General features: G+C 60.4%; 15 protein-coding genes. 9 read left to right on the top strand and 6 right to left on the bottom strand.

Going from position 1 to position 20,087, the window contains the following annotated elements; all coding sequences use genetic code 11:
- Positions 1-752: 752 nt before the first annotated feature.
- Together OKB87_RS00010 and OKB87_RS00015 are read left to right on the top strand one after the other, a co-directional pair.
- Complete coding sequence (locus OKB87_RS00010; protein ID WP_270826067.1) at positions 753-1,103, top strand: DUF6602 domain-containing protein; 351 nt, start codon at positions 753-755, stop codon at positions 1,101-1,103.
- Positions 1,034-1,672 carry a hypothetical protein gene (locus tag OKB87_RS00015; protein WP_270826068.1) on the top strand — a complete coding sequence of 213 codons (639 nt, stop codon included), beginning with the start codon at positions 1,034-1,036 and terminating at the stop codon, positions 1,670-1,672. Before OKB87_RS00010 ends, OKB87_RS00015 begins: the two co-directional genes overlap by 70 nt.
- A gap of 472 nt (positions 1,673-2,144) precedes the next feature.
- Here the strand turns inward: OKB87_RS00015 and OKB87_RS00020 are convergent, their stop codons facing one another.
- Positions 2,145-2,972 (bottom strand): bifunctional transcriptional activator/DNA repair enzyme AdaA, encoded by an 828-nt coding sequence (locus tag OKB87_RS00020; protein WP_270826069.1) that lies wholly within the window; start codon positions 2,970-2,972, stop codon positions 2,145-2,147.
- A gap of 51 nt (positions 2,973-3,023) precedes the next feature.
- Positions 3,024-3,788: an SDR family oxidoreductase gene (locus OKB87_RS00025; protein ID WP_270826070.1), complete on the bottom strand. Its 765-nt coding sequence runs from the start codon at positions 3,786-3,788 to the stop codon at positions 3,024-3,026.
- Positions 3,789-4,098: 310 nt separating this feature from the next.
- On the opposite strand from OKB87_RS00025, the gene OKB87_RS00030 reads away from it, so the two are divergent.
- Both OKB87_RS00030 and OKB87_RS00035 read left to right on the top strand, forming a co-directional pair.
- Positions 4,099-5,448 (top strand): leucine-rich repeat-containing protein kinase family protein, encoded by a 1,350-nt coding sequence (locus tag OKB87_RS00030; RefSeq protein ID WP_270826071.1) that lies wholly within the window; start codon positions 4,099-4,101, stop codon positions 5,446-5,448.
- Positions 5,449-5,663: 215 nt separating this feature from the next.
- Complete coding sequence (locus OKB87_RS00035; RefSeq protein WP_171280627.1) at positions 5,664-6,317, top strand: thiopurine S-methyltransferase; 654 nt, start codon at positions 5,664-5,666, stop codon at positions 6,315-6,317.
- A 308-nt stretch (positions 6,318-6,625) separates the two neighbouring features.
- Here the strand turns inward: OKB87_RS00035 and OKB87_RS00040 are convergent, their stop codons facing one another.
- On the bottom strand, positions 6,626-9,400 hold the full coding sequence (locus OKB87_RS00040) for an insulinase family protein (protein WP_270826072.1): 2,775 nt from the start codon (positions 9,398-9,400) through the stop codon (positions 6,626-6,628).
- A 162-nt stretch (positions 9,401-9,562) separates the two neighbouring features.
- On the opposite strand from OKB87_RS00040, the gene sixA reads away from it, so the two are divergent.
- The 3 genes from sixA to OKB87_RS00055 all read left to right on the top strand — a co-directional run bounded on the left by sixA (position 9,563) and on the right by OKB87_RS00055 (position 11,489).
- On the top strand, positions 9,563-10,030 hold the full coding sequence (gene sixA, locus OKB87_RS00045) for a phosphohistidine phosphatase SixA (RefSeq protein WP_270826073.1): 468 nt from the start codon (positions 9,563-9,565) through the stop codon (positions 10,028-10,030).
- A gap of 133 nt (positions 10,031-10,163) precedes the next feature.
- Complete coding sequence (locus OKB87_RS00050; protein WP_016350921.1) at positions 10,164-10,370, top strand: DUF1107 domain-containing protein; 207 nt, start codon at positions 10,164-10,166, stop codon at positions 10,368-10,370.
- 201 nt (positions 10,371-10,571) lie between these two features.
- Positions 10,572-11,489, top strand: coding sequence for a DMT family transporter (locus OKB87_RS00055; RefSeq protein ID WP_011705870.1), 918 nt, complete (start codon positions 10,572-10,574; stop codon positions 11,487-11,489).
- Between the two features lie 49 nt (positions 11,490-11,538).
- Here OKB87_RS00055 and OKB87_RS00060 read toward each other — a convergent pair whose 3' ends face one another.
- Positions 11,539-13,155 carry a peptide ABC transporter substrate-binding protein gene (locus OKB87_RS00060; RefSeq protein WP_270826074.1) on the bottom strand — a complete coding sequence of 539 codons (1,617 nt, stop codon included), beginning with the start codon at positions 13,153-13,155 and terminating at the stop codon, positions 11,539-11,541.
- Between the two features lie 384 nt (positions 13,156-13,539).
- Between OKB87_RS00060 and fbp the strand changes: the two genes are divergently transcribed.
- On the top strand, positions 13,540-14,574 hold the full coding sequence (gene fbp / locus OKB87_RS00065; protein ID WP_073350530.1) for a class 1 fructose-bisphosphatase: 1,035 nt from the start codon (positions 13,540-13,542) through the stop codon (positions 14,572-14,574).
- A gap of 84 nt (positions 14,575-14,658) precedes the next feature.
- Here fbp and mfd read toward each other — a convergent pair whose 3' ends face one another.
- Positions 14,659-18,123, bottom strand: coding sequence for a transcription-repair coupling factor (gene mfd / locus OKB87_RS00070; RefSeq protein WP_270826075.1), 3,465 nt, complete (start codon positions 18,121-18,123; stop codon positions 14,659-14,661).
- 9 nt (positions 18,124-18,132) lie between these two features.
- Positions 18,133-18,708, bottom strand: a complete 576-nt coding sequence (locus OKB87_RS00075; protein ID WP_011705874.1) for a hypothetical protein — start codon at positions 18,706-18,708, stop codon at positions 18,133-18,135.
- Positions 18,709-18,784: 76 nt separating this feature from the next.
- Here OKB87_RS00075 and OKB87_RS00080 point away from each other — a divergent pair, with 76 nt between their 5' ends.
- A complete protein-coding gene (locus OKB87_RS00080; RefSeq protein ID WP_270826076.1) occupies positions 18,785-20,020 on the top strand; it encodes a lipoprotein-releasing ABC transporter permease subunit in 1,236 nt (411 codons plus the stop codon).
- Positions 20,021-20,087: the final 67 nt, after the last annotated feature.

Raw genomic sequence — 20,087 nt, forward strand, 5'->3', positions numbered from 1 at the left:
ATGTTATTCACGCTGGCCAACCTGTTTCGGGCGGACCAAATGATACGTCAGTGGGAGAGATCTCACTAAAAACTGGGGATAACGCCTTAAATGGCGAAGAAACGGTCTAAATAGGCTGATTCAAGGCATTTACGGGAGAAAAAATCGGCTCAAACATGAAGAAATGAAATGACTGAGTCAGCCGAGAAGAATTTCCCCGCTTATTCGCACCTTCCCTAGGATCCGGCACCGTTGATATGTGGCCAGCATTGGTACTCTTATTTAATTTGTTGATCTTGCTCAGGAAACTGCCGTCTCACTCTTTTTCTTCTCTGCCTTGCTCGTTAGTATATCCGTCTGGATATGGCCTCTTTGTAGTCACCAATGAATCAGATCAGAGATATTTTGTGGATCAAAAGATGCAAACTGGAGGCTGTCTGGTGGTAGCTTGGCTGTTATTCTGGAACCGTGTGAGCAAGCCGCATCAGTGGGCGTCACTGTGAATGGAAGCGTAGTTTTGTTGCGTTTTCCATAGCTGACTCCTCAACTGTTTTTTATATAGTGGTATTGGTAGGAAAAATAAGAAGTCAAGCGAATACGTTCAGATATTAGTGATGATGTGAAATTTAATGATTTAAAATTATTTTTAGGTAGTTATGAGGATACCGCAGAGTTATACGGCCTGCTGTTGGATTAGTACCACCTTCTATTTCTAATCACTGCTAGTATTCACCAGAGATGTCGTACATATGCGATCAGAATTGAATAAATTTATGCAGCAATTGCAGCATGAGCTATCTTCTGAATACAAAAGAATCTCAGCACGAAGCAAAGAAGACCCTGGCACTGCAGGTGATGAAGGTGAAGAAAATTGGGCTGCACTACTAAGAAATTGGCTCCCGTCTAACTACCATATCGTAACGAAAGGTAGAATTTTAAGCCATGATGGAGAAGCAAGTCCTCAGGTTGACATACTGGTTCTTCACCCTGCCTACCCTAAACATCTTATTAATAAAAAGTACTATTTAGCAGGCGCTGTATTAGCGGTGTTTGAGTGCAAACTGACATTGAGAAAACGACACTTAAAGAAAATAATAAGTACAGCATCCACCATAAAAAATTAGTTCCAGAACGTACGGGGTCACCATATAAAGAATTGAATCAGCCAATTGTCACTGGAGTATTGGCTCATTCTCATGAGTGGAATAAGGAAAATGAGCATTACGCATTCGATATTATGGAGTGTTTCCAAAATCTTCAGTTTAAGGGGGTTGACCATCCACGGGAAATGCTAGATGTTGTGTGTATTGCTGACGCAGCAATTTTCCGGATATTTAAATCAATTCTCATTGGGCCGAATGTTTCCAAGGAGGAGTTTACAGAGGGTTCATTGTCTGGAGAAACAAAAGAAGGTATCTCCGTGGGATTTAACTGCACTTGGCACCAAGAGAAAGAAGATCCTTTTGATACCATGCTGGGTACGCTAATTGGTGATTTATTTACTCGCTTAGCTTACCAAGACCCTTCTATACGCCCTATGGCTGAATACTATACTCTCGGTAGTTTAGACACTGGGGGAATATCCATGCCCTACCTATGTGATTCAGAATACTTGTCTGAAGGTGTCTTACAAGAGCTTCGGAAAACTGGCACTGTAGAAGGGACATGGTCTGAGTGGAAAGAGTGGCAATGAGGAGCACTAACAAATAAATCAACTTCGCGCCTACGGCGCCGGACGCAGCAAAACTGCGCCGGTTATTGAGGTGTTAGCCGCTATGAGTTAATTGAGAGGTGTCATGACAAAGTTTAAAAAATAGATTAATTGGGATAATTCGTGATAGACCTCGAATTCTGACTAGAACTATATTTTGGAAGTGCCGTAGGGTGCAATGAAATTGCACCTCTACTTTTTTTGCACAAAAGCCCCGTTGCAAGCGGTGCAATGCGCTGCGCTTATTGTACCCTACTTGCTTCGTCAATCCGCTGGGGTGGTGTGGCTAGGCACCATGTCTTGCCAAAGCAATAAAAAGGGGCGATCTGCGCCCCGATTCTTCAGGTCTCCCCGCTTTATATCGCCGCACGCTGTCGGGCGCTGCCTGATGGTCTGCTGACTCACTACCAAGATTCCTGTTTTCCTCATCAGGCCGGACAGAAAAAAGCCACGTTCACTCATACCTCGCCGCTTCCCAGGCGTGTATCGCCTGTTTGCGGGTTTCGCCCCAGTGATAGCCGCCAAGCTTGCCGTTTTGCTGGATGACCCGGTGGCAGGGGATCATCAAGGCGACGGGGTTGGCGCCCACCGCCAGCCCCACGGCGCGGGCGGCCTTGGGGTTGCCGACGGCGCTCGCCACCTGGGCGTAGCTCACCACCTTGGCTGGCGGGATCTGCAGCAGCGCCCGCCAGACGCTGATCTGAAAGTTGGTGCCGCTTACGTGTAAGGAGATGGGGCGATCCGGCGCCTTGCTGCCATCGAACATGGTGTGGATGACCCCCATGGTGCGTGACGGCTCCTCCCTAAGTTCTGCCTCTGGCCAGCTCTGGGCGAGGGCGGTCAGCGGTGTCTGTGGGGCCTGGTCATCGAGAAACGAGAAGTTGCATATCCCCCGCGGGGTGAGGGCGACGAACGCCTGGCCGAAGGGGGTGTCGTGCACCCCGTGATCGATAACCAGCCCGGCCCCGCGCTGTTTGTACTCGCCCGGTGTCACCGCTTCTAGCTGCACGAAGTGATCGTAGAGCCGCGAGCCGCTGCTCAGGCCCAGGGTATCGGCCACCTCCAGTAGCGGGCGCGACTCCTGCAGCAGTGCCTTGGCCCGCTCCAGAGTCAGCACCTGCAGATAGCGTTTGGGCGTCACCCCGGCCCAGCGGCTGAACAGTCGCTGGAAGTGAAAGGGGCTTAAGTGAACGTGCGCCGCTATCTCGTCCAGGGTGGGCTGGCGCGCCACCTGGCTTGCGATAAAACGGATGGCATCGGCGATGCGGGCGTAATCAGACATAAGGCGCTCTCACGATAGGTTTGCAGCCGCAGTATCTTGGGTGCGACAAGGTCATGTGCGACAAATAGATACCCCACCATCGGCCAGCAGAGCAATGCCGGTGGTAAAGCTGGATGCATCGGACGCGAGATAGAGGGCCGAGCGGGCGATCTCCTCCGGTTGGGCCAGCCGTTTGAGGGCATGCATATTCTGCACAAAGGCGAGGCTCTCCGGGGTATCGGTGAAGGCCTGCCCCATGGGGGTGTCGGTGCCCCCCGGCAGCAGGGCGTTGATCCGCACCCCTTGTGCCCCATATTCGGCGGCCAGCACCTGGGTCAGGCCGATGAGGCCCGCCTTGCTTGCGGCATAGGCCGCCATGCCGGGCAGCCCCAGGGTATGGCCGACGAAGGTGGAGGTAAAGATCAGCGAGCCGCCCCCGCGTGCCTGCATGGCGGGGATCTGGTACTTGGCCCCCACAAAGGCGCTGGTGAGGTTGGTATCCAGGGTCTCCTGCCACTGTGCCAGTTCAAGCGCCGGCACGCTGCCCGGTGTCCCCGTGATGCCGGCGTTGTTGAAGGCGATATCGAGCCCGCCGAAACGGGTCAGCGCAAGATCCACCAGGGCGCGGGCATAGGTTTCGCTTTTCACGTCTCCCGCCAGGCTCACCGCCTGGCCCCCTTCATGGCGGATCTCCTCCACCAGCAGATCCAGCTCGGGCTGGCGGCGGGCGCCGACGACGACGCTGGCCCCTTCCCGGGCAAACAGGATGGCGCTGGCGCGGCCGATGCCGGAGCTGGCGCCGGTGATGATGGCGACCTTGTTGGACAGTAATGACATGGCAGTTCCCTCGCAGGTGTGTTGTGCGCCAGCTAAGTGGCGCACAGGGTTGGCAGTAGATTGGAACCTCAATGGGTTCGACCCACTCTGGTTCGGCTCCACTATGGCAACCAGCCCTCGCAGACACGACCCGGATCTTGCTCTCTTTGCCCCCATGCCGCTTTGCTGCGCGTTGATACCGGCTCTTGCGGCAACAAAACAGGGGATCTTCGGCCGTCATTCTCTATAATGCCCCCTCTTTTTTGACTGCCGGGCCAACCACCGGCAGCACCGTGGGCCGCGAGCCGGCCACCCCGATAGAGACGATGTCATGCATACCCTGGAACAGCTGCGCGCAGGTGAACTCTGCGGCGCCCGCCACCTCAAGCTCGCCGAAAACCTGACGGAGTTCCCGCCCGAAATCTTGAGTCTCAAAGAGACGCTGGAGGTGCTGGATCTCACCGGCAACCAGCTGAGTCGGCTGCCTGATGAGCTGGCCGAGTTCAGCAAGCTGCGCATCATTTTCTGCTCCGAGAACCGCTTTACCGAGCTGCCCGAGGTGCTGGGGCGCTGCCCGGCGCTCACCATGGTGGGCTTCAAGGCCAACCAGATCGCCACTGTGCCCGCTGCGTCGCTGCCGGCGGGGCTGCGCTGGTTGATCCTGACCGACAACGCTATCGAGCAGTTGCCCGATGAGATGGGTCAGTGCGAGGCCCTGCAAAAGCTGATGCTCTCGGGCAATCGCCTGTGCGAGCTGCCGGCAAGCCTTGCCAACTGCCAGCGTCTGGAGCTGGTGCGCATCGCCGCCAACCGGCTCGACGCGCTCCCGGATTGGCTGGCGAGGCTGCCACGCCTCGCCTGGCTGGCGTATGCAGGCAACCCCTTCAGCGACAAGCAGGAGCAGCGGCTGGGCCAGTGCGCCTCGGTGGCCTACATTCCGTGGGCTTCACTTAAGGTGGGCGAGCTGCTGGGGCAGGGGGCATCCGGTGTCATCCATCGCGCCGAGCTGGCAACACCGACGGGACCGCGGGCGGTGGCGGTCAAGTGCTTCAAGGGGGCCGTGACCAGCGATGGGCTGCCCCGCTGCGAGCTGGCGGTGTCGCTGGCGGCTGGCCGTCATCCCCATCTGGTCGGGGTCGAGGGGAGGGTGGGCGATCATCCCTCCGGCATTCCGGCGCTGGTGATGGCGCTGATAGATCCTGATTTTATCAACCTGGCGGGACCGCCGAGCCTGGACTCCTGCACTCGCGATATCTATCAAGCCGATGCCCGCTTTACTCCGGCCGCACTGCTGGCCATGGCGCAGGGGGTGGCGAGCGCCGCGCTGCATCTGCATGGGCGCGGCATCCTGCACGGCGATCTCTACGCCCACAACATGCTGCACGCCTCACAAGGGGAGGGGCGGCTGCTGCTCGGGGATTTCGGCGCCGCCTCCTGTTATGAGCGAACCGACGGTGAGCTGGCCGGCTTGCTGGAGCGACTGGAAGTGAGAGCCTTCGGCTGTCTGCTGGAAGAGCTGCTGGCCCGCTGTGCCCCCTGTGATGACAGGCTGGATGCCCTGCATGCGCTAGTGGATGACTGTCTTGCCGAGGTGGTGGCGGTGCGTCCCGACTTTGCCGAGATCGCCGCAAGGCTTGCTGCGGTGGCGGCGGTCATCTGCGCCGAGCCAGTTTTGCTCTGATCCGGCTCGCCCTGCCGTTGCTGTAGTAGCAGGCGCAAAGCAGGCGAAAAAGAGCAGGAGTGGATGACAAAAAGATGTCAAAAGGGGGCCTTCGGGCCCTTTTTTGTTTTGTTCCGCTTTTTTGGGCAAAAGTTGCGGCTGCCGCCTTGTTGGTGCTTGCGTGCAGCGGGCTAAGTTGTGATATTGAGGCATCTTTACATGACAGGGGTGACTGGATGGAAGCGGCTTTTTGGCATCAGCGTTGGGAAGAGAACCGGATCGGCTTTCATCAGGCGGATTTCAATCGCTGGCTGCAATCCTGGTGGTCGGCCCAGCAGCAGGGCGAGCCCGTGCTGGTGCCCCTGTGCGGCAAGTCCCGCGACATGCTCTGGCTGAGCGGGCAGGGCCATCCGGTCGACGGGTTCGAGCTCTCGTCCGTCGCCATCAACAGCTTTTTCAGCGAGAACACGCTGAGCGACACTGTGAGTGCCGAGGGGCCCTATCAGTGCCATCAGCACGACAGCCTGCGCATCTATGAAGGGGATTTTTTCGCCGCCCCCGAACTTGGCCGCCGCTATCGGCTGGCCTACGACAGGGCAGCCCTCATCGCGTTGCCGACCGCCATGCGCCGTCAATATGCCGAGCTGATGAGCCGGCTTATCGAGGCGGGTGGTCAGATCCTGCTGGTGACTCTGGAATATCAGCCGGAGCAGCAGCGCCAGCCGCCGTTCTCGGTGGGGGAGATGGAAGTGCGCACCCTGTTCGAGCGCCACTTCCAGGTCGAGGTGCTGGGGCGAGCGGCCGAGCTCGATCACCCCAGGGTGCTGTCGGGCCAGCTCTCCTACTTCGACGAGGTGGCCTACCGGCTGGTGCGCCGTCCAGAGGCTTGACCAAAAGCGTGAGCTGAGGCGATAAAACTGGCCATAAAGCTGCAGCTGGTTGACTCTTTATTACCTCCTTTGACATAGATCAACGTGACAAGGGAGGGGAGTGCCTAAGATGAGCCTGTTTCTCAATCACTGTTGTCATCGGCAGGCGCGCTCTGGTTTGGGACTGCCCGCCGACCATCAACTCAGTGTCTGATTTTCACGCTCATGTTCACTTTTGGCGGCTCTGGTCGCAATTGATTATGGTTTTTCCAGCCGACCCCACGGGGTCGGCTTTTTATTGGCTGCAAGAAGGAAAACAGGCGGTTTGATCAGGCCTCGAAGGTGGCGGCATTGAGCCGGAACGCACGCGGGTCGTCGATGAACTGGCCGGTGATGCGCTCGTCGTGCTCGTGGCCCTGGCCATAGCTGCAGAGGATCAGTCGATCCGATGTTCTCGATCTCAGCTGGGTGATAAAGCGCACCAGATCGGCGCGGCTCAGGTTGCCCACCTCCTCGCACACCCTTTCGCGCTGATCAAAGCCCAGATCCTTGTTGCCGATGCTGACCCACAGCCGCTGGCCGCGGCTGCGCAGGTTGGCATCCCGCTCGCTCAGCTGGGCCTGCAGGCCCGCCTTGCTGTCCTGCCACTGCCGGGCGGTGAGCTCGAGCATGGCCAGCGGAAACAGGTCGATGAACTCCTCCACCGCATCCAGCAGGATCTGCGGCCCGGCCACCGGCGACTGGATATAGAAGATGAGGCCAGGATGGCGGTTGAGGGGCAGGTTGCCGGCCCCCACCACGTAGCCGAGCTGCTGACGGGTGCGCAGTTCGTGAAAGAAGGTGGAGGACATGATGTGGTTGGCCAGGGTGAAGCAGGCCAGATCCCGCGCCCGGGTGGTGCGCGACTGGTAGTAGACCAGCAGGGCCGAGTCTTCATGCTCGCAGCCCTGTTCGCGAATGAGGGTGCCCCTGTCCTGAATGGAGATGAGCGGGCGGCGGGTCTCGGCACTGGGCTGGCTGTTGACGCCAAGGTGGCGCTCCAGCAAGGCGGCGAGCTCGAGGGCCTCGGCGGCGGTCCAGTCGCCGTGCACCAGGGTCTCTACGTGCACCTCGGCAAAGAGGCTTGCCACGAAGGCAGGCATCTCGCTCAGCTCGACGCTGCGCAGGTGGCGCAGCAACTGCTCGAACGGCGGGTTGTTGGGCTGCAGCAGGCTGGTGAGCTGGTTGAACAGCTGGGAGATGGGGCGCGCCTTGGACTGATTGTCCCAGTTGCGAATGAGCTGCTCTTTGATTTCGGCAAAGCGGGCCGGATCCGGGTAACCCAGGGTGCGGTTGCCGAGGATCATGTCGAGCAACAGCGGCTGCTTGTCGGCAAAGCCGCTCAGGTTGATGGTAAAGCCGCCCTGGTGGGCATAGATCTGATAACCGAGCCCCGCCAGCTCCGCCGGGTAGGTGAGGGCGTTGAGGTGGTCGGTGAGCAGCTCTACCGCGAGGCGTGCCATGGCGATGTGGCGCGGGCTCTTGACCGCATGCTCGCTGTCGATGGAGATGTAGAGGTTGCCCTTGGGCACGCTGAACTGATGCTCGTGCAGGTGCCAGAGCCGAAAGCCGGGCCGATCAATCAGGCAGGCGGGCATGTCGGCGGTGAGCTCGGGCGTGCGCACGTCGAGCCGGTTGCTGATGAAGGGGTTGGGCAGCGGCAGGGCCAGCGCCGGATCCGGTTCGCTCTGCTGCCAGCGGATCTTCTCCGCCTCGGTGATGGTGGTCACGCTGTAGGGGGTCTGATACCAGCGGGCCAGCCGGTCCGTGCTGAGCTCCGGCGCCGTGATGGTCAGGCGCAGGTTGTGGGGGGTGAGCTTGGCGAGCAGGCGGCGAATGAGCGGCTCATCGTATGCGCGCATCATGTAGTCGCCGTAGAGCAGGTCATCGGGGGCGTAGCTGAACAGGTTCAACACCAGCCCGGAGACGGTGTCGAGCGCTCGGCCCCGCTCCTGAAAGCGGAAGGCGGATTCAAGCACGGTGCGCTTCTCGTCATAGCGCCAGGCTTCCACCCCGCCGCGCTCGATGAGCTTCAAGTAACCGAACAGGGCCGCCACTATCTCGTTAACGTGTTCAAGCCCAAGCGGGGTCAGCCCGAAGTTGACGCCAAAATCCTTGAAGTTGGCGCCGCTGATACCGCCGCCGGCGGAGAGCTGGTTGACCCAGCCCTTCGCTTTCAGCAGAGAGAGCAGGCTGCCGTCCCCTTCGTAGCCGATGAGGTGGCTCAGGAAGGTGAGGGGTTTCTTGTCGTAATACTCATCCACGTTGGGCAACGGGAAGGTGAGTGCGAGTTTGCGGGTCTCCTTGACCGGGTTGATCTGGATGCGAATGCCCAGGTCATCGAGCCGGTAGAGGGGCATCTCGAGGGTCGGCGTTCCCAAATTGCGATTCAAAATGGGAGCGAAAAAGCGATCGCACCAGCCGAGCTGGGTCTCGATGGTGGCTGGCGAGATCATCACCAGCGCCATGCGATCCGCGCTGTAGTGGGTTTCGTAAAACCGGATGAGGTCGGAGCGGAGATCCCGGCCGGGCAGATCGGCCAGGGTATCCAGGTTGCCCACCGAGAATTTGGCGAAGGGGTGAGCGGGATTGACCGTCTCCTTATGCACCTGGTAGCTGCGGCGCACGTCGTCCTGCAGCTTGAGGCGGTATTCGGAGTCGACCGCGTTGCGCTCCTTGTCCACCCACTCGGGATCGAAGGTGGGGCAGATGAAGAACTGGGAGAAGCGATCCAGCCCGGCCTCGAAGAAGCCGTTGTCGATCTCGAAGAAGAAGTTGGTGAACTCGGTGCCGGTCCAGGCGTTGTTGCTGCCGCCATGACGGCTCATAAATTGCTGGTATTCACCAGGTTTGGGATAGGTGCAGGTGCCAAGGAACAGCATATGCTCAAGGAAATGAGCCATCCCCTGCCGGTCCGCCGGATCGTCGAAGTGGCCGGTGTTGACGGCCAGGGAGGCGGCAGACTTGTCGGTGTCGGGATCGCAGATCAACAAGACCCTGAGCCGGTTTGCCAGCTCCAGATAGTGGTACTGCCGATGGTCGTTGGGACTGGCATATGGGCTCATTGGCGCGTGACTCTTGTTGGATTTATTTGAATTTAAACATGATTATCGACCCCGCTACCCGGTGAGGCAAACCCTTTTCTGAGAGGTAGCGCAATTGTTTCCCCCGGCATGGCGGGGTAAGATCCCCCCGCTATCAAAACAGGCCCGTTGGGCGAGGTTGTAATGAAAATCTACATCATGCGTCATGGCCAGGCTGGCATGAATGCGAAAACAGATGAACAGCGTCCACTGACCGAGCAGGGAATCGAAGAGTCCATCCACATGGCCCGCTGGCTGGCCCCCCTGCTTGGCGACAAGCTGGATCGGGTGATCCACAGCAACTATCTGCGCGCCAAACAAACCTGGCAGAGCATATGCAGTGAATTACCCAAGGCAGGGGCCGTCGAAGAGAGTGGTGACATCACCCCCTATGGCGATCCGGCCTTCGTGGCGAGCTACCTCACTTCGCTTGCGGCCAAGCACGACAGCATTCTGATGGTGAGCCACCTGCCGCTGGTGGGCTATCTGGTGCAGAGCCTCTGTCCGGCGGCCGGTGCCCCCATGTTTGCCACCTCAGGTCTGGCCTGTATCGAGTGGCAAGATGGCAAGGGGGTCTTGCTCTGGTTGGAAGGACCACATACAATACGCTAAAAGTTAATAAAAAGTTATAGTTTGGTTTTTTGGGGAAGAGAGTCGCGATTTTTCCGGATTTTTATACAGAATTTACGGAATTATTTCGCAGAAGCTGCTGTCATACGGATACAACTGCAAGAGGTTGCAAACGATGAGAGTGTTCAAGAAGTACCTGCCGCTGATGGTGGCAAAACATGTCAAAACCTTCTTCAAGGGGCGGATTTACATCCACGGCAGAGGACGCTTTGACTTCCAGTCCGGCCTGCTGATGATGCCCACGTCGGCGGACATTCCCCACCGCCAGACCGTGGTCGAGGTCAACGAGTTGATCTCGAGACTGCACATGGATGCGGCGTGATTGCTTCGTCACCTCGCTGATCCGCGTCATGCCCGCCACCGTGCGGGCATGACTGTTTTTGGGCTCCCTCCGGCCTCTTCAGCGCTGTTCGAACCCCCTTTATGTCAGCCAATTCTGCCCTGGCGGCGCGGCGCTTGCTAATCCTGTTGACCCCCCTATACTGCCGCCAGAAATACCCGCTGCTTTTTTCTGGATATAGCGATGCCACTTGCCTTCTTGTTTCCCTTCTCCTGCATGGCCATCTGGGCCGGCAATGCCATCGTCAGCAAACTGGCGGTGGGCGTGCTCTCGCCGGCGGCGCTGGCCTGGTCGCGCTGGATGGTGGCTGCCATCATCTTGACGCCGTTCCTTGCGCACCGGGCCTGGCGGGATCGCGCCAAGCTGCGCGCCGGCTTCTATCAGCTGGCGGCGCTGGCCCTGCTCGGCATGGTGCTCAACCAGACCTTCGGCTATTACGCTGCGCAGACCCTGGGGGCCACCGAGATTGGCCTGATGATGGGGCTTACCCCCTTGATGACGGTGTTGCTCAGCATCTGGTTGCTGCGCGAGCGTCCCACTTGGGGGGCACTGCTTGGCGGCGTCATCTCCATTCTGGGGCTGGCGATTTTGTTGGGGCAGGGGGATCCCGCCCGCCTCTTTACCCAGGGCATCCACATCGGCTCCGTCTACATGCTGCTGTCGGCGGGCACCTATGCGCTCTACAGCGTGTTGCTCAAGAAGTGGGATCTGGGGCTCGACAACTGGTCCATGCTCTACGGCCAGGTGCTCTGCAGCCTGCTGTTTCTCACTCCGTTCTATCTGCTGGTGGATGGGCAATGGCCGGACGGCCGGGCGCTCTGGTTGATCCTCTATGCGGGGATCCCGACCTCGGCCCTGTCGCCCTGGCTGTGGATGCAGGGCATCGCCCTGCTCGGGGCAAGCCGCACTGCCATCTTCATGAACCTGCTGCCGGTGATGACTGCCGGTCTGGCCATCAGCTGGCTCGGCGAGAGATTGACCAGTTATCATCTGATCGGCGGCGGCATGACCCTGTTTGGGGTGCTGCTGGCCCAGTTGCTGGTGCAGCCTGTGGTGCTGCGCCGGCGCAGGGTGGCACTGGCCGCCTGCCGGGACGAGTGAGAAAAAAGACCGCCGAAAGGCGGTCTTTTTGTCTGCAGGGTAGCGAACCTTATTGCGCGGTCAGATAGAGGTCTTTCGAGTAGACCAGATCCTGCGGGTTCTGATAGGGGTAGCCCTTGATGTTGGGTTTGAGCAGGCGTGATTTGACGTAGAAATAGACCGGGGCGATGGGCGCTTCTGCATCGATCAGGGCCTCGGCCTGCTGATAGAGCTGGTTGCGTTCGGCCGGATCCCTGGCGTCATGGGCCTTGGCCAGCAGGGCGTCATACTGCTTGTTGAACCACTTGCCGCTGTTGGCGCTGCTGCTGGAGGTCATGATGTCGAGGAAGGTGGAGGCATCGTTGTAATCCCCGTTCCAGGCGTAGCGGCTGACCCCGAAGTCCCCTTCGTTGAGGGCCGACACCATGGTCTTCCACTCCATGTTGTTGAGCTTGGCCTGCACCCCCAGGTTGTGCTTCCACATGGAGGAGATGGCCAAGGCTATCTTCTTGTGCCCCTCATTGGTGTTGTAGAGGATGTCCACAGCCAGCGGCTTGCCAGGGCCATAACCCGCTTCGGCGAGCAGCGCCTTGGCCTGCTTGATCCGCTCCTCCTTGCTCATCTGCTCGCTGGCCGGTCGCTTGAGCTCGAAGCCGTCCACTATGGGCGGCGTCAGGCTGAAGGCAGAGATCTGGCCCTGCCCCAGGATTTTCTCGGTGATGGTGTCCCGGTCGATGGCCAGGGAGAGCGCCTTGCGCACCTTGGGGTTGTCGAACGGTTTGCGCTGGGTGTTGAACACGTAGTAGTAGGTGGCCAGGGTCGGCACGCTCACCAGCTCCTGCGGGCTCTGCTGCTTGAGCTGCTTGTACTGCTCGAGCGGATAGCTGGTGTAGTGCAGCTCGCCGGCGCGATAGCGGTTGTAGGCGGCGGTGTCGGAGACGATCTCCAGATAGAACACCTTGTTCAGCACCGTATGCTGGTTGTCCCAGTAATGGGGGTTGCGCTCGGAGATGAGACGCTCGTTGGGGGTCCACTCCTTGAGCACGAAGGCCCCGTTGGAGACGATGTTGCCCGGCTTGACCCACTCATGACCGAACTTCTCGATGGTCGCCCTCGGTGCCGGGAAGGTGGTGTAGTGGGAGAGGGTCTTCAGGAAGAAGGGCACCGGGTTTTTCAAGGTGATCTGCAGGGTATGGGCATCGAGCGCCTTGATGCCCAGCGTATCCGGGCTCTGCTTGCCCTGAATGACCTCGGCGGCATTGGTGACGCCGGTCAGCTCGATGAACCAGGCGTAGTTGGAGGCATTCTTGGGATCCGCCGCCCGCTGCCAGCCATAGACATAATCGGCCGCCGTCACCGGCTCGCCGTTGGACCATTTGGCATCGGGTCTGAGCTTGAAGGTGTAGACGGTGCCCGTGGGATCGAGCTCGTAGCCAAGGGCGCCGGCAAGCTGCAGTTTGCCGTCCCCGTCCAGGGTGTAGAGTCCCTCGAACAGGTCGTTGACGATTTCGCTGCCCGCTGTCTCTTCCACCATCTGGGGATCGATGGAGGCGGGTTCGGTACCTATGTTGCGGATGAAGGTTTGCTGTTCTGCCGGCAGCAACTTGGTACCGGCCGGTACCTGGGCTGCCAGGGCGGGGAGTGCGAACAGGGCGGCAACCGTGCCGGCAATGAGTGTCCTTTTCATTGAATATCCTTATGTTTTTTTGCTTCCAAAGCCGGGCCAGTGTGCGGGATTGATGGCGAGATCTCAAGAGGCAGACAGGTCCCCCATGGCATGCGTCCCAGATAGGGGGCATGGCGGGGATCTTGCCATCCTCATGGCGACATCTTCGTGAGTTTTTGCCACGAATTAACATCTAAAAAGTTACCGATTGAAACCAGTTTTAGGGCGGTTTCGGGCGAAAAAGGTGGGGGAGATGTGCGTTTATTCAGCGGCTTAATTCGCTGCAAAAACAAAAAACAGGCGTTACATTAGGTTACAAAACAAGGCTGCCGAGGATCGGCACTTTTTTTGTCTATGCGTGCAAACGTTTTCAAAGCCAACGGAAACGATCTTAAAGGAACAATAATGCGAAACATGATCACCATGGGCGAGTTCATCGTCAAAAAGCAGGCGGATTATCCCACCGCGACCGGCGAGCTGACCTCGCTGCTCAGCTCCATCCGCCTGGCCGCCAAGGTGGTGAACCGGGAGATCAACAAGGCGGGGCTGGCGGACATCATCGGCTCCATGGGCGCTGAAAACGTGCAGGGCGAGGTGCAGCAGAAGCTGGACGTCTACGCCAATGAGCGCTTCAAGGCGGCGCTGGAAGCCCGTGGCGAAGTGTGCGGTATGGCCTCCGAAGAGGAGGAGGATTTCGTCTCCTTCGATTCCGAGCTCTCCCGTCACTCCAAGTACGTGGTATTGATCGACCCCCTCGATGGCTCCTCCAACATCGACGTCAACGTCTCCGTCGGCACCATCTTCTCCATCTACCGCCGGGTCAGTAAGCCGGGCGCTGGCGTCACTCTGGAAGACTTCCTGCAGCCGGGCAACCGCCAGGTCGCCGCCGGTTACGTGGTCTACGGCTCCTCGACCATGCTGGTCTACACCACCGGCTTTGGCGTCAACGGCTTTACCTACGACCCCTCCATCGGCTGCTTCTGCCTCTCCCACGAGAACATCCGCATTCCGGAGGAGGGCAAGATCTACTCCATCAACGAGGGCAACTACATCAAGTTCCCGGACGGGGTGAAAAAGTACCTCAAATATTGTCAGGAGCGGGACGAGGCGACCCACCGTCCTTACACCTCCCGTTACATCGGCTCCTTGGTCTCCGATTTTCACCGCAACCTGCTCAAGGGCGGCATCTACATCTATCCGTCCGGCACCAACTCGCCGAACGGCAAACTGCGTCTGCTCTATGAGTGCAACCCCATGGCGTTCCTGGTGGAGCAGGCCGGTGGCAAGGCATCAGACGGCTTTGGCCGCATCATGGACATCCAGCCCACCGCGTTGCACCAGCGTACCCCCTATTTCGTGGGTTCCACCAAGATGGTGGATCGGGCCGAGGCCTTTATGCGCGAGTTCTCTTCCCATGAGGATCCGGCTAATCAGGCGTGACGGCCAGCGTCACGGGATAAAAAACGGGAGCCATCAAGGCTCCCGTTTTATTTGGGCGAGCGGCTCGTCGTCCCATCATTCCCCTCAGGGGCTGGCGTGACTGGCGAGATCCGCCAGCAGGCCGTCCACCAGCTTGAGGCGCATGGCCCTGTCCTGGGTCGGTACCTGGAAGCGCAGCCGGGTCGGCCCGTCCATCTTGTAGATGCGCGGCTGCTCGGAGAGCAGCTTGACCAGATAGGCAGGGTTGACCCTGGTCTCCTGGGTAAAGTCCAGATAGCCGCCGCGCTCGCTCATCTCCACCCGGCGAATGCCCAGCGCCGTAGCGCGCTGGCGGAAGGCCGCCAGCTCCAGCAGGGTTTTGGTCGGCTCCGGCAACAGGCCGAAGCGGTCGATCAGCTCCACTTTCAGTTCGCGCAGCTCCTGCTCGTCCGCCGCACTGGCGATCCGTTTGTACATGGAGAGCCGCATGTTGACGTCCGGGATGTAGTCGTCCGGCAACAGCGCCGGCAGGCGCAGCTCCACTTCGGTGTGCTGGCTCATGAGCTGTTCGAGCGACGGCTCCTTGCCCGATTTCAGCGCCTCGACCGCCTGCTCCAGCATCTCCATGTAGAGGGTAAAGCCGACCGATTCAATCTGGCCGCTCTGATCGTCACCGAGCAGTTCGCCGGCGCCGCGGATCTCCAGATCGTGGGTGGCCAGCGCAAAGCCGGCGCCGAGATCTTCAAGGGACGCAATGGCCTCCAGCCGCTTGGCCGCATCCTTGGTCATCAGCTTGGGATGGGGGGTGAGCAGGTAGGCATAGGCCTGGTGGTGGGAGCGGCCAACCCTGCCCCGCAGCTGGTGCAACTGGGCCAGACCGAGGTGATCTGCCCGATCCATGATGATGGTGTTGGCGCTCGGCACGTCGATGCCGGTCTCGATGATGGTGGTGCAGACCAGCAGGTTGAAGCGCTGGTGGTAGAAGTCCGACATCACCCGCTCGAGCTCACGCTCGCGCATCTGGCCGTGGGCGATGCCGATGCGCGCCTCCGGCACCAGCTCGGCAAGATCCGCCGCGCACTTCTCGATGCTCTCCACGTCGTTGTGCAGGTAGTAGACTTGGCCGCCGCGCTTCAATTCCCGCAGCACTGCCTCGCGGGTGACCGCCGGCTCCTGCTGGCGCACGAAGGTCTTGATGGCCAGCCGCTTGGCGGGCGGGGTGGCGATGATGGAGAGATCCCGCATGCCCGACATCGCCATGTTGAGGGTGCGCGGAATGGGGGTGGCGGTGAGGGTGAGGATGTCCACGTCGGCCCGCAGCGCCTTGATCTTCTCCTTCTGGCGCACCCCGAAGCGATGCTCCTCGTCGACGATGAGCAGCCCCAGATCCTTGAAGGTGAGCTCGGCTCCCAGCAGCTTGTGGGTGCCGATGATGATGTCGACCTTGCCTTCGGCGAGCTCTTTCATCACCGCGGTCTGCTCCTTGGCGGAGCGGAAGCGGCTCAGCACCTCGACCCGCACCGGCCAGTTGGCGAAGCGGTCGCGGAAGTTGTCGTAGTGCTGCTGGGCGAGCAGGGTGGTGGGCACCAGCACGGCCACCTGCTTGCCGCCATGTACTGCCACAAACGCCGCCCGCATCGCCACCTCGGTCTTGCCGAAGCCCACGTCGCCACACACCAGCCGATCCATGCTCTTGGCTTGGCACATGTCGCCGAGCACCGCATTGATGGCGTTGAGCTGGTCATCGGTCTCCTCGAACGGGAAGCCGGCGGCAAACTGGCGATAGGCCTCGCGGTCGTGTTTGAAGGCAAAGCCGTGACGGGCCGCCCGCATGGCATAGACATCCAGCAGCTCGGCCGCCACGTCGCGCACCTTTTCTGCCGCCTTGCGCCGGGCCTTGACCCAGGCCTCGCCGCCAAGCTTGTGGCTGGGCGGGTTGTCCGAGCCGGTATAACGGCTGATCAGGTGCAAACTGGTGACCGGCACGAACAGCTTGTCGCCACCGGCATATTCCAGGGTCAGAAACTCGGTGGGCAGGCCGCCAGCATCGATGGTTTCCAGCCCCAGATAGCGGCCGACCCCGTGATCCAGGTGCACCACCGGCTGACCCTGGGTCAGCTCGCCGAGGTTGCGGATCACCGCATCCGAACTCAGGTTCTTGCTCTTCTCCCGTTGCCGCTTGCTGCGGATCTTGCCGCCCAGCAGTTCGGTCTCGGTGATGAGCGCGAGCTCCTCTTGCCCCGGCTCTCGCAGCAAGAAGCCGCGCTCGAGCGGTGCCACCAGCAGGCCGTGACGGGCCTTGCTGGTGATGAAGGCGTCCAGTGACGCGAACTCCTTGGGCTGCAGCGCGATGCGGGCCAGCAGATCGCCCAGTACCTCGCGCCGCCCCTCGGACTCCACCGCAAACAGGGTGCGACCGGCAAAACCTTGCAGGAACTGGTTGAGGGCCAGCAGCGGTTGCTCCTTGCTGTGATCGAGCTGCAGCTCGGGCAGCGCCGAGATGGGCAGGTCGTGCTGGCCCGCATCACCGGCGGTGGGGGCCTCCTGCAGCCGCACGGCCGCGTACTGGCCGAGCGCCGCAAACAGCTGCTCCACCGGCAGATAGATCTGCTGGGGTGGCAGCAGGGGACGGGTATTGTCCCAGCGCCTGTCCTCGTAGCGTTGAGCGATGTCGTTCCAGAAGCGTTGGGCGGCGGGGTAGATCTCCCCCACGGTCAGCAGCAGGGTGTTGTCCGGCAGGTGGTCAAACAGGCTGGCGGTCTGCTGGAAGAAGAGCGGCAGATAGTATTCGATGCCGGCGGGCCAGCGCCCCTTGCTCACCTCCTGATAGACGGAGCCCTCGGCGCGGGAGATCTCGAACTGCTCGCGATACTGGCCACGAAACAGCTCGATGGCCCCCTCGTCGGTGGGAAACTCCCGGGCTGGCAACAGGCTGACGCTCTTGACCGGCTCGCTGGAGCGCTGGGTCTCGGGGTCGAACGGGCGGATGGAGTCCACCTCGTCGTCAAAGAAGTCGATGCGATAGGGGCTGCTGCTGCCCATGGGGAAGAGATCGAGCAGGGAGCCGCGGGCGGCAAATTCGCCGTGCTCCAGCACCTGCTCCACCGCCACATAGCCCGCCTCGGCGAGGCGCGCGCGCAGCTGCTGCAGATTGAGGCGCTGGCCGCTTTTCACCATCAGGCTGTATTTGTCGAGATAGACCCGGGGCGCCGTGCGCAGCATCAGGGTGGAGATGGGCACGATCAGCACGCCGCTGCTCATCTGCGGCAGCTTGTAGAGGGTCTCGAGCCGCTGGGAGATGATGTCCTGATGGGGGGAGAAGGTGTCGTAGGGCAGGGTCTCCCAATCCGGGAACAGCAGCACCGGACAGCCCGTGTCGGCCAGCAGGTATTGCAGTTCCTGTTCGAGGCGCAGGGCGCTCGGGGTATCGGCGGTCACCAGCAGGACGGGGCGATCTGCCTCCTGGGTGAGGCGGGCGGCCATCAGCGAGAGGCTGCTGCCTGTCAGCTGGCCGAGCGTTAACTTTTGGCCCGCCTTGGCGGGCAAGGCGGGAAGCTTCATTGGCATCATTCGATTCTTTTAACGTTGACGGTCTTGCGCACGAAGTTTGAGTTGTTTGGACTGGATATGCAGGCTGGCACGTACCAGCAGTTCACGGTCATCCTCGCGGATCCGCACATAGTCGAGCATCACGTGGGTGCCGTGCTCGCTCGGTTCCAGCTGCTTGACCTGGCCGTAGCAGTAGATGGCGGAGGCCTCTTCGCGCAGGAAGATCTTGAGTCGCACTATCTGGTGCAGGTGCGGCACCTCGCCGTGGCCCTGGCGCGGATGCAGATAGGTCAGCTGGCCGGCACCAAAGCGCAGGGTGTGAAAGCGATGTTCCGGATGATCCTGCACCGACAGCACATAGCCCATGATCATGTCGATCTTGCGCGACTGCTGGTTGATGATCTCCACCAGATCGTGCATCGAATCGTTCTGATTGCGGATCAGGCGGCTGGTCACCATGTCGATGGAGGTAATGGCGGAGGCGATGCGAAACGGTTCGGGCAGCTCGGCCTCCAGTGCCTCCAGCGAGGGCAGATGAAAGTCACCGGGCATGGGGATCACATTGACCGGTGTGGCATGGGTGACACTGAAGAACTGTTCCTGCATGGAGGCTATCCCTTGTTGTCATAGACGGTTTCCCTTTATTATCCGGTATCTTATTTTGTTGGCAATGTAGATATCCTTGAAGACTGGACTTTTTCAGCCACTGTCGCTGGCCATCGGCCTGCGTTATGCAGGCTCGCGACGCAGCAATCGCTTCGTTTCATTTATCTCCCTGTTTTCCACTTTCGGCATCGCCATCGGGGTCGCCGCCCTGATGGTGGTCATCTCGGTGATGAACGGTTTTGAAGGGCAGCTCAAGGGCCGCATCCTGGGGGTGATCCCCCATGTGGTGGTGACCAGCCCGGCGGGGCGCATCGATGCTGCGCCGCAGGGCCTGCCGGACCTGGCCAGGCTGCCGCACGTGATTGCCCATGCCCCCATGCTCGACAGCGAAGGCATGTTGCAAAGCCCCGGTCAGCTGACCGGCGTCAGCGTGCAGGGCATCGATCCCGCCCAGTGGCCCAAGGACGACATCCTGCACGCCCAGATGCAGATGGGGCGTCTGGACAGCCTGCAGGCCGGCGAATACCACATAGTGCTGGGGCAGGGGGTGGCCAATCGCCTCAAGGTCTCCATGGGCGACCAGGTCCGTCTGATCCTGACGGAAGGCACCCGCTTCACCCCGTTTGGTCGGGTGCCGGCCCAGCGTCTCTTTACCGTCTCCGGCATCTTCGGGGTCGGTGCCGACGTGGACAGCCAGGTCGCCCTGATTGCGCTGGGGGATGCCCAGCGCATGCTGCGGTTGCCTGCGGATCAGGTGGGCGGCATCCGCCTCTGGCTGGATGACCCCTTCGCCGCCGACGAGGTGGTGAAGACGGCGCTGCCGGACGGGCTGGAGTGGCAGGACTGGCGCCGCGAGCGCGGCGAGCTGTTCCAGGCGGTGGCCATGGAAAAACGGATGATGGGGCTGATGCTGGTGCTGATCATCGCAGTCGCCACCTTCAACATCCTCTCCGCCCTGGTGATGGTGGTGACCGACAAGGAAGGAGAGGTGGCCATCCTGCGTACCATGGGCATGAGCGAGGCGGGCATCGTCAAGATCTTCATGGTGCTGGGGGCCTCCAGCGGGGTCATCGGCGCCCTGTTCGGCGGTCTGGCGGGACTGGCGCTCTCCATGGGGCTCAACCCCTTGCTCGATGCGGTGGGGCTCAACCTCTACATGACGGCCGGCGGCTCGGGCCTGCCGGTCATCGTCGAATCCGCCCAGGTCGTGACCATTTTGCTGGGCGCCGTGCTGCTCAGCTTCAGCGCCACCCTCTACCCGGCGGCCCGTGCGGCCCGGGTCAAACCGGCCGAGGCGCTGCGTTATGAATAATTCATCTTCTGTTGTTACTGGTGCCGGTGTTGCTGCCGGCGCCAGCGTTGTTACAGGTGCAAGTGGA

Origin of the sequence: Aeromonas sp. Y318-1 (assembly GCF_027706125.1) — a bacterium.
Lineage (GTDB): Bacteria > Pseudomonadota > Gammaproteobacteria > Enterobacterales > Aeromonadaceae > Aeromonas > Aeromonas hydrophila.

Coding starts and splice junctions, on each gene's coding strand:
- OKB87_RS00060 (WP_270826074.1), bottom strand. CDS start 13,155: ATGAAAAGGACACTCATTGCCGGCACGGTTGCCGCCCTGTTCGCACTC.
- OKB87_RS00030 (WP_270826071.1), top strand. CDS start 4,099: ATGCATACCCTGGAACAGCTGCGCGCAGGTGAACTCTGCGGCGCCCGC.
- OKB87_RS00055 (WP_011705870.1), top strand. CDS start 10,572: ATGCCACTTGCCTTCTTGTTTCCCTTCTCCTGCATGGCCATCTGGGCC.
- OKB87_RS00035 (WP_171280627.1), top strand. CDS start 5,664: ATGGAAGCGGCTTTTTGGCATCAGCGTTGGGAAGAGAACCGGATCGGC.
- fbp (WP_073350530.1), top strand. CDS start 13,540: ATGCGAAACATGATCACCATGGGCGAGTTCATCGTCAAAAAGCAGGCG.
- OKB87_RS00025 (WP_270826070.1), bottom strand. CDS start 3,788: ATGTCATTACTGTCCAACAAGGTCGCCATCATCACCGGCGCCAGCTCC.
- OKB87_RS00010 (WP_270826067.1), top strand. CDS start 753: ATGCAGCAATTGCAGCATGAGCTATCTTCTGAATACAAAAGAATCTCA.
- OKB87_RS00020 (WP_270826069.1), bottom strand. CDS start 2,972: ATGTCTGATTACGCCCGCATCGCCGATGCCATCCGTTTTATCGCAAGC.
- OKB87_RS00075 (WP_011705874.1), bottom strand. CDS start 18,708: ATGCAGGAACAGTTCTTCAGTGTCACCCATGCCACACCGGTCAATGTG.
- OKB87_RS00040 (WP_270826072.1), bottom strand. CDS start 9,400: ATGAGCCCATATGCCAGTCCCAACGACCATCGGCAGTACCACTATCTG.
- mfd (WP_270826075.1), bottom strand. CDS start 18,123: ATGATGCCAATGAAGCTTCCCGCCTTGCCCGCCAAGGCGGGCCAAAAG.
- sixA (WP_270826073.1), top strand. CDS start 9,563: ATGAAAATCTACATCATGCGTCATGGCCAGGCTGGCATGAATGCGAAA.
- OKB87_RS00050 (WP_016350921.1), top strand. CDS start 10,164: ATGAGAGTGTTCAAGAAGTACCTGCCGCTGATGGTGGCAAAACATGTC.